Origin of the sequence: Mycobacterium sp. (genome assembly GCF_052144515.1) — a bacterium.
Classification (GTDB): Bacteria; Actinomycetota; Actinomycetes; order Mycobacteriales; family Mycobacteriaceae; genus Mycobacterium.
In genome coordinates this window covers 1-7,665 of the sequence record NZ_JBKQQD010000488.1, presented here as the reverse complement: position 1 = coordinate 7,665, position 7,665 = coordinate 1, and the positions used below count along the sequence as shown (strand labels likewise).

Sequence of the window (7,665 nt, the reverse complement as noted above, 5' to 3'; positions counted from 1 at the left end):
CTTATGCAATGCTAACTTCAGGCGGGTTAGGTTAGGGCACACTATGTACGGGAGACGAATCGGCCGTGGAACACGGTGACACTGGCGTGCTTGCAGCTCAGCCGGTCAATCCTCAGGTAAGCGCCAGGGTTGACGGCGACGTCGTCAGCCGTTTCGCCACGTGTTGCCGGGCGCTCGGCTTGACGGTCTACGACCGCCAGCGTCCGGCCGACCTGGCCGCCGCCAGCTTGGGTTTCGCCGCGTTGACCCGCATCGCCCACGACCAGTGCGATGCGTGGACCGGGCTGGCAGCCGCCGGCGACACATCCCCGCGGGTGATACAAGCGGTATGGCGCACCGTGGCCACCGCAGGCGTGCTGCAGCGGCAGGTGGACCTGGCGTCCGGCGCCTTGAGCTTCCGCTATGACACCGGGCTTTACCTGAAGTTTCGCGCCACCGACCCGGACGATTTCCAGCTCGCGTACGCGGCCGCGCTTGCGACGGCGGGTGAGTTTGCCGAGGCCCACGAGATTGTCGCCGAGGTTGCCGACCGCCGCCCCAACTCGCGCGAGGCCCGCTGGGTCGCCGTGGTCATCAACTACCGCGCCGAGCGCTGGTCGGACGTCGTCAAGCTGCTGACCCCGATCGTCAACGACTCCGACCTCGACGAGACCTTCTCCCACGCGGCCAAGATCACCCTGGGCATCGCTCTGGCCCGGCTCGGCATGTTCGCCCCGGCATTGTCGTATCTCGAGGAACCCGACGGCCCCGTCGCCGTGGCGGCGGTCGACGGCGCCCTGGCCAAAGCGCTGGTACTGCGCGCGCACGTGGACGAGGAGTCAGCGAGCGAAGTGCTGCAGGACTTGTATGCGGCGCACCCCGAGAACAAGCAGGTCGAACAAGCCCTGTCGGACACCAGCTTCGGGATCGTGACCACCACCGCAGACCGCATTGCGGCCCGCACCGACCCGTGGGACCCGGACACCGAGCCCAGCCCCGGTGATTTCGTCGACCCGGGAGCCCAGGAGCGCAAGCATGTGCTGCTGGCAGAGGCCGAACGCGAGCTCGATGAATTCATCGGCCTGGAGAAGGTCAAAGATCAGGTGGCCCGGTTGAAGAGTGCGGTGGCCATGGAACTCGTGCGCAAGCAGCGCGGGCTAGAGGTGGCGCAGCGCACCCATCACCTGGTCTTCACCGGGCCGCCCGGCACCGGCAAAACCACCATCGCCCGCGTTATCGCGAAAATCTATTGCGGCCTTGGCTTGCTGAAGAAGGAGAACATCAGGGAGGTGCACCGCGCCGACCTGATCGGACAGCACATCGGGGAGACCGAGGCCAAGACCAACGCGATCATCGACAGCGCACTGGACGGGGTGCTGTTCCTCGACGAGGCCTACTCGCTGGTGGCCACCGGCGCCAAGAACGACTTTGGCCTGGTGGCCATCGATACCCTGCTGGCCCGGATGGAGAACGACCGGGATCGCCTGGTGGTGATCGTGGCAGGGTACCGCGCCGACCTGGATCGGTTCCTCGACACCAACCAAGGCCTTCGGTCGCGCTTCACCCGCAGCATCGACTTCCCGTCGTACAAGGCGGCCGAGTTGATCGAGATCGCGAACTTCATGGCCGCCAAGCGCGACAGCGCTTTCGATCAGGCCGCGCTCAATGATCTCGAGGCGTTGTTCGCGCATCTGGCCAACTCGTCGAAACCTGATGCAGCCGGGGTTGAACGCCGCGGCCTGGATATCGCAGGCAACGGCCGGTTCGTTCGCAACGTGGTCGAAAAGTCCGAGGAGGAACGCGAATTCCGGTTGGACCACTCCGAGCACGCCGACACCGGCGAGTTCACCAATGAGGAGTTGATAACGATCACAGCCGAGGACGTGCGCAATTCGGTTGAGCCGCTGCTACGCGGCCTCGGCTTGCAGGTGCCGGCGTGACATCTAATGAGCCGGAAGGCGAATGGGCGGAGGCGCGGCGGTCCTTCGCCTCACGGACCCCGGTGAACGACAACCCCGACCACGTGGTCTACCGCCGCGGATTCGTCACCCGCCATCAGGTGAGCGGCTGGCGCTTCGTGATGCGCCGGATCGCCTCCGGTATCGCGTTGCACGACACCAGGATGCTCGTCGACCCGCTGCGCACCCAGTCGCGCTCGGTGCTGATGGGCGTCGTCCTGCTCGTCACCGGCTTGGTGGGCTGCTTCGTATTCTCCTTGATTCGGCCCGCCGGGTCGGCGGGTACCAATCCGGTGCTGGCGGATCGTTCGACCGCCGCGCTGTACGTGCGGGTCGGCGACGACCTGCACCCCGTGCTCAACCTGACCTCGGCCCGGCTGATCGTCGGCCGGCCGGTTAACCCCACGACGGTGAAAAGCAGCGAGCTGGACCGTTTCCCGCGCGGCAACCTGATCGGCATCCCCGGCGCCCCGGAACGGATGGTGCAGAACGCGTCGCACGACGCCAACTGGACGGTGTGCGATGGCGTCAGTGGAACCTCGCGCGCCGCGCACAGCACGGGCGCGACCGTGGTCGCCGGCCCGCCCGACAGCAGTGGCGCGCGCGCGGCCGCGCTCGGCTCCACCCAGGCGGTCCTGGTCGATAGCGGCAACGGCACCTGGCTGCTGTGGGACGGCAGGCGCAGCCAGATCAACCTCGCCGACCACTCGGTGACCAACGCACTGGGCCTGGGGACTGACCTGCTCGCCCCGCGGCCCATCGCCTCGGGGCTGTTCAACTCGATACCCGAATCGCCGCCGCTGGCCGCGCCGAACATCCCGAACGCCGGCGCGCCGGCGAACTACGCCGTCCCGGCGCCCGTCGGCGCGGTGGTGGCGTCGTACGCCCTGGACCAGAGTTCGTCGGGCGCGGTGCGGTACTACGCGGTGCTGCCCGACGGCCTGCAGGCCATCTCGCCGGTGCTCGCCGCGATCCTGCGCAACACCAATTCCTATGGGCTGGACCAACCACCGCGGCTGGGCGCCGACGGGGTGGCCAAGCTGCCGGTGTCGCGGATGCTGGACACCGCGCGCTATCCGGATCAACAGATCACCTTGGTCGACGCCGCCAAGGCCCCCGTCACCTGCGCACACTGGAGCAAGCCGGCCGGCGCCGCGACCAGCTCCCTGAGCCTGATGACCGGCTCGGCGCTGCCCATCCCCGATTCGATACGCACCGTCGACCTCGTCGGGGGCGGCGCGCAGGGAACCGCCGCCCGCGTCGCGCTGGCGCCGGGCACCGGCTACTTCACCCAGACCGCGGGCGGCGGCGCCGCCGCGCCCGCCACCGGGTCGCTGTTCTGGGTTTCCGACACCGGGGTGCGCTACGGCATCGACATCGAGGCTGATAACCCCAATGGCGGTGGCCGTGGCAAAACCGTTGAGGCGCTTGGGCTGAGCGGGAACCCGGTCCCCATCCCGTGGTCGGTACTGTCGCTGTTCGCGAACGGCCCGACGCTGTCGCGCGCCGACGCGCTCCTGGCCCACGACGGCCTGGCGCCCGACAACAAGCCCGGCCGCGTCGCTGCCGAAGGAGCGCCCCGATGAGCCGCCTCATCTTCGAAGCTCGCCGACGGCTCGCGCCACCCGTTACCCGCAAGGGCAGCATCACGATTGAGGCGCCGCCCGAGCTGCCCCGGGTGATCCCCCCGTCGTTCCTCCGGCGGGCGATGCCCTATGTGCTGGTGATCCTGATCGTCGGCATGGTCGTCGCGCTGGTCGCCACCGGGATGCGGCTGATCTCCCCGCAGACACTGTTCTTCCCATTCGTGCTGCTCCTGGCGGCGACAGCGATGTACCGCGGCAACGACAACAAGATGCGCACCGAGGAGGTCGACGCCGAGCGGGCGGACTACCTGCGTTACCTGTCGGTGGTCCGGGACAACGTCCGGGCCCAGGCGGGCCAGCAGCGCGCCGCCGCCGAGTGGTCGCATCCCGAGCCGGCGGCGCTGGCCGGCGTGCCCGGATCCCGGCGTCAGTGGGAGCGCGACCCGGACCACTCCGACTTCCTGGTACTGCGCGCCGGCCGCCACCAGGTGCCCTTGCACACCGCGCTGCGCGTCAAGGACACCGCCGACGAAATCGACCTGGAACCGGTGTCGCACAGCGCATTACGGAGCCTGCTCGACACCCATCGCACGGTCCGTGACGTGCCGGGCGGAATCGACCTGACCAAGGTTTCGCGGATCACCGTGTCGGGTGAGGCCGACGAGGTACGGGCCGCGCTGCGCGCCTGGATCGCTCAGGCCGTGACCTGGCACGACCCGACGGTGCTGGGCGTCGCGCTCGCCGCCCGCGATCTGGAGGGCCCCGACTGGTCCTGGCTGAAGTGGTTGCCGCACGTCGACATTCCCGGCGAGCTCGACGGAGTCGGCCCGGCCCGCTTCCTGTCGAACGACCCGGACGAACTGATCGCGCTGCTGGGTTCGGCACTCGTCGACCGCCCGGCGTTCACCGGTGGGCCGGCCGACGCGTTGCGCCACTTGCTGATCGTCGTCGACGACCCCGACTTCGACCTGAGCGCGTCGACACTGGCGGCGGGCCGGACCGGGGTCACCGTCGTGCACCGCTGTATCACCCCGCCGCACCGTGAGCAGTATTCGGACCCGGAGAAGCCGATCCTGCGCGTCGCGGACGGCGCCATCGTGCGGTGGCAGACCGGGGGCTGGCAGCCCTACATCGAGAGCGCCGACCAATTCGGCGCCGACGAGGCCGCCCACCTGGCCCGCCGGCTGTCGCGCTGGGACTCCAACCCGACGCATGCCGGGTTGCGCTCGGCGGCCACGCGCGGCGCCAGCTTCACCACGCTGCTGGGCATCCCGGACGCGTCGGAGCTGGACGTGCCCACGCTGTGGGCGCCGCGCCGCCGCGACGACGAGTTGCGCGTGCCGATCGGTGTCACCGCGACCGGCGAGCCGCTGCTGTTCGACCTCAAGGACGAGGCCGAGGGCGGGATGGGTCCGCACGGCCTGATGATCGGCATGACGGGCTCGGGGAAGTCGCAGACCCTGATGTCGATCCTGTTGTCGCTGTTGACAACCCATTCGGCGGAGCGGCTGATCGTCATCTACGCCGACTTCAAGGGCGAGGCCGGCGCCGACAGCTTCCGCGATTACCCGCAGGTCGTCGCCGTCATCTCGAACATGGCAGAGAAGAAGTCGCTGGCAGACCGGTTCGCCGACACGCTGCGCGGTGAGGTGGCCCGCCGCGAGACGCTGCTGCGCGAGGCCGGCCGCCGCGTCCAGGGCAGCGCGTTCAACTCCGTAGTCGAGTACGAAAACGCGATTGCCGCGGGGCACGACCTACCCCCGATCCCAACGCTTTTCGTGGTCGCCGATGAGTTCACCCTGATGCTGGCCGATCACCCAGAATACGCTGAGTTGTTCGATTATGTTGCGCGCAAGGGTCGTTCGTTCCGCATCCACATCCTTTTCGCGTCGCAGACGCTGGACGTCGGCAAGATCAAGGACATCGACAAGAACACCTCGTACCGCATCGGTTTGAAGGTGGCCAGTCCCAGCGTTTCGCGCCAGGTCATCGGTGTCGAGGACGCCTACCACATCGAATCCGGCAAGGAGCACAAGGGTGTGGGCTTCCTGGTGCCCGCCCCCGGTGCCGCCCCGATCAAGTTCCGCAGCACCTACGTGGACGGCATCTACGAGCCGCCGCGGAAGTCTAAATCCTTTGTAGTGCAATCTCTTCCAGAGCCAAAGCTCTTCCCGGCCGGACGCGTCGAGCCGGACCAGGCCACGGTGATTTCCGGCGGCGAGCACGAGGAGACGGCCGGACCGCCGCGCAAGCTGATCGCGACCATCGGCGAACAGCTGGCGCGCTACGGGCCGCGCGCCCCGCAGTTGTGGCTGCCGCCGCTGGACGAACCGATCCCGCTGGCCGCCATGCTGGCCCGCGCCGGGGTGCCGCAACGGCAGTGGCGGTGGCCGCTGGGCGAGATCGACAAGCCCTTCGAAATGCGCCGCGACCCACTGATCTTCGACGCCACTTCGTCGGCCGGCAACATGGTGATCCACGGCGGCCCCAAGTCCGGGAAGTCGACGGCGCTGCAGACGTTCATCATGTCGGCGGCCAGCCTGCACTCCCCGCGCGAAGTCACCTTCTACTGCCTGGACTACGGCGGCGGACAGCTGCGGGCGCTCGAAGACCTGGCGCACGTCGGCGGCGTCGCGTCGGCGCTGGAACCCGAACGCATCCGCCGCACGTTCGGTGAACTCGAGCAGCTCCTGCTGTCACGGCAGCGGCGCGAGGTGTTCCGGGACGAGCCCGGCTCGACACAAGACGACGGCTACGGCGAGGCGTTTCTGGTCATCGACAACATGTACGCGTTCGGCCGTGACAACACCGACCAGTTCAACACCCGAAACCCGTTGCTGGCCAAGGTGACCGAACTGGTCAACGTCGGGCTGGCATACGGCATCCACGTCATCGTCACCACCCCCAGCTGGCTGGAGGTGCCACTGGCCATGCGCGACGGCCTCGGGCTGCGCCTCGAGCTCAAGCTGCACGACGCGCGGGACAGCAACGTGCGAGTGGTGGGCGCCCTGCGACGCCCGGCGGACGCGGTCCCGCACGACCAGCCGGGACGCGGGTTGACCATGGCCGCCGAGCATTTCCTGTTCGCGCGGCCCGACTCAGACCAGATCGCCGCGATCAACGCCCGGTACCCGGGCCTGGCCGCGCCGCCGGTCCGGCTGCTGCCGGCCAATCTCGCGCCCGGCGAGGTGGGAGCGCTGTATCGGGGCCGCGACCGGGTGGTCATCGGCCAGCGCGAGGAGGACCTCGCCCCCGTCGTGCTCGACTTCGCCGAGAACCCGCTGCTGATGGTGTTCGGGGACAGCAAGTCCGGTAAGACGACGCTGCTGCGCCACGTCATCCGCACCATCCGGGAGAACGCTGGCGCGGATGAGGTGGCCTTCACCGTCCTGGACCGGCGGCTGCATCTCGTCGACGAGCCGTTGTTCGCGGACAACGAGTACACCGCCAACATCGACCGGATCACCCCGGCGATGCTGGGGCTGGCCAACCTGATCGAGTCGCGCCGGCCACCGGCGGGCCTGTCGGCGGCCGAGCTGTCGCGCTGGACCTACCAGGGGCACACCCACTACCTGATCATCGACGACGTCGACCAGCTCCCGGACGCGCCGGCGACCAGCGGCCCGTACATCGGGCAGCGGCCCTGGACGCCGCTCATCGCGCAGTTGGCGCACGCCGCCGATCTCGGGCTGCGGGTGATCGTTACCGCCCGTGCCACCGGATCGGGGCACGCGTTGATGACCAGCCCGCTGCTGCGCAGGTTCAACGACCTGCAGGCGACCACGCTGATGCTGTCCGGAAATCCGCAAGACAGCGGCAAGATCCGGGGCCAACGCTTCGGCCGGCTGCCCGCGGGACGCGCGATCCTGTTGGGCGACAGCGGAGCACCGACGTACGTCCAGTTGGTCAACCCGCTGGTTGGCGAATCCGTAAACGGTTAGAGAAAGCGCAACAGAGGGCAGGAGGAGGTCTCATGACTTTGCGAGTTGTTCCCGAGGGGCTGGCGGCGACCAGCGCCGCGGTGGAGGCGCTGACGGCGCGGCTGGCGGCCGCGCACGCGGCGGCGGCTCCGGCGATTACCGCGGTGGTGCCGCCGGCGGCGGATCCCGTCTCGCTGCAGACGGCCGCCGGGTTCAGCGCCC

Annotated in this window: 4 protein-coding genes; all 4 read left to right on the top strand. The window is 68.9% G+C overall.

Annotated features, from left to right (window positions below):
- Positions 1-65: 65 nt before the first annotated feature.
- A complete protein-coding gene (eccA, locus tag ACLP9N_RS32945; protein WP_442411319.1) occupies positions 66-1,919 on the top strand; it encodes a type VII secretion AAA-ATPase EccA in 1,854 nt (617 codons plus the stop codon).
- Positions 1,916-3,523, top strand: a complete 1,608-nt coding sequence (eccB, locus tag ACLP9N_RS32940) for a type VII secretion protein EccB (protein WP_442411318.1) — start codon at positions 1,916-1,918, stop codon at positions 3,521-3,523. Before eccA ends, eccB begins: the two co-directional genes overlap by 4 nt.
- On the top strand, positions 3,520-7,464 hold the full coding sequence (eccCa, locus tag ACLP9N_RS32935) for a type VII secretion protein EccCa (protein ID WP_442411317.1): 3,945 nt from the start codon (positions 3,520-3,522) through the stop codon (positions 7,462-7,464). Before eccB ends, eccCa begins: the two co-directional genes overlap by 4 nt.
- Positions 7,465-7,496: 32 nt before the next feature.
- Positions 7,497-7,665 (top strand): PE domain-containing protein (locus ACLP9N_RS32930; protein WP_442411320.1); only part of this gene is annotated, 169 nt, incomplete at its 3' end.